Origin of the sequence: Hydrogenobaculum sp. (assembly GCF_049967395.1) — a bacterium.
Classification (GTDB): Bacteria; Aquificota; Aquificia; order Aquificales; family Aquificaceae; genus Hydrogenobaculum.
On sequence record NZ_JBMFST010000108.1, the window covers coordinates 1 to 1,606 of the forward strand.

Genomic DNA, 1,606 nt, shown 5'->3' on the forward strand with positions numbered 1-1,606 from the left:
GTTAGCTAAATCCTTTAAAAGGAATTCACCTTTTTGTGCTTTGTACACAACAACATTCTCGAAACCAACACCGTTGGTTTTTGTCTTCAACAAGTCTTTTACTGCCATAGCTACTACCTCCTTAAAAAATTTCAACTTAAACTCAATAGGACGTCCACACGGACGCAGTTAAAACATGTCGGGCTTATACAAGCCTATTTCTTTGAGGATATCTTCCAGTATCTGGTCTTCCTCGCTTACGTTTGGCGTAAGCTCTTCCATTTCAGACAACAAGAGTTCATGAGCGAACTCTTCTAACGTGGTCATTACGCCACCATCATACACTACACCTTTCTCAACATCTACTCTCATAGACACCTCCTACAAGCTTTTACAACACAAATAGATTTTCAACAACACTAGATAGAAGCTCGCCTACGAGCTTAGCACCTACAAAAGCAACGGGAACAACACATAAAGTTAGAACTCCAAACATACAACATACCTCCAACAGAAAAATAGATTTCAACAAAGATGGACAGACCTTAAAAGCCTGCAAAAAGACAGTCCTTCTTGGACTCAACGAAAAAGACGTCTTTCGACGCACTCCAAAACCAAATTATGGAAATAAATATAACACATTTTGGGTATATCGTCAAGTGATTTTACTTGACAAATGAGTTGATAAGAGATATAATATTTACATGCAAGCCAAACATGTTGTGTTTTATTTGACTAGAAATGAACGCTTCGGAATACCACAGATATCTGGAACACAATCAGAAGTAGAGCAGTATCTCAATCAAACGCAAGGTATTCTATACCGCATACCAACGACACTGTATCCTGACGAAGACCGTGTAATGAATATCTATGGAGTGAAAATGCTTTTTAGATACGTGCGTGGTTATATTTTGGTAAGAAACTTCTCGAGTGCTTTTAATCGCTTTCTTTACACGCAAAAGCAAAACGGGTTTTTTTCGCTTCCCATATATCCAGCTTTTGATGACCCTTACATAGCTAGATTTGTAATGAGTATAGATTACAACGGACATCAAGAAAATCTTTGGATAGGGTTAAAAAGATGAGTAGGTGTTTTTTCAAAAACAAATCACTGGCAGAGCTTGAAAAGGCTTCATTGATACGAGAAAAAGCTAAAACCTTAAGCGTTTTATCGAAAAACGCTAATTCTAAGCAAGAACTGTCTAGTGTGCTTCATCATGCTAGACTTTCACGTAGAGATTTGCTAAAAACGCTTGGCTTACTAAGTTTAAGCATTACAAGTGAGCCTGTTTACAATCTTATACTCTCTAAGCCTGCTTATGCTAGGGGATTTGATTTTAATGCGATAGCTGGGCTAATAGATGTGTCGTGTGCATTCTGCAATATAACAGGGCTTTGCATGAGAATACATCATGGAGAACTTCAGTTTGGACCGAAAATCGTTTATCGCTTACCGTATGGCTTTATGGAAACGGGAGCTGCTTTTGAGTTTGGAGCTTCTGCACCTGTGTTTGGCGGCTTGTCAACTGTGTTTGCGTCGTTTGCAAGAGCCTTGCTCCCTTTTATACCACAAGGGGGAAAAGACATAGAGTCTTACAACGGCGGACAAACCAACATGGAACTT

At 39.0% G+C, this 1,606-nt stretch carries 3 protein-coding genes; 2 read left to right on the plus strand and 1 reads right to left on the minus strand.

Going from position 1 to position 1,606, the window contains the following annotated elements:
• Window positions 1–168 precede the first annotated feature (168 nt).
• The gene (locus ACP5S8_RS08340) at window positions 169–351 is read right to left on the minus strand and encodes a hypothetical protein (RefSeq protein WP_461876475.1); all 183 of its coding nucleotides are present in this window, start codon (window positions 349–351) and stop codon (window positions 169–171) included.
• 332 nt (window positions 352–683) lie between these two features.
• Here ACP5S8_RS08340 and ACP5S8_RS08345 point away from each other — a divergent pair, with 332 nt between their 5' ends.
• Both ACP5S8_RS08345 and ACP5S8_RS08350 read left to right on the plus strand, forming a co-directional pair.
• On the plus strand, window positions 684–1,067 hold the full coding sequence (locus tag ACP5S8_RS08345) for a hypothetical protein (protein ID WP_461876476.1): 384 nt from the start codon (window positions 684–686) through the stop codon (window positions 1,065–1,067).
• On the plus strand, window positions 1,064–1,606 hold a 543-nt coding region (locus ACP5S8_RS08350; RefSeq protein WP_461876478.1), incomplete at its 3' end, for a hypothetical protein. The genes ACP5S8_RS08345 and ACP5S8_RS08350, both read left to right, overlap by 4 nt.

What these genes read in the sequence shown, in the direction of transcription:
- ACP5S8_RS08345 (WP_461876476.1), top strand. Translation starts at nt 684, where the DNA reads ATGCAAGCCAAACATGTTGTGTTTTATTTGACTAGAAATGAACGCTTC.
- ACP5S8_RS08340 (WP_461876475.1), bottom strand. Translation starts at nt 351, where the DNA reads ATGAGAGTAGATGTTGAGAAAGGTGTAGTGTATGATGGTGGCGTAATG.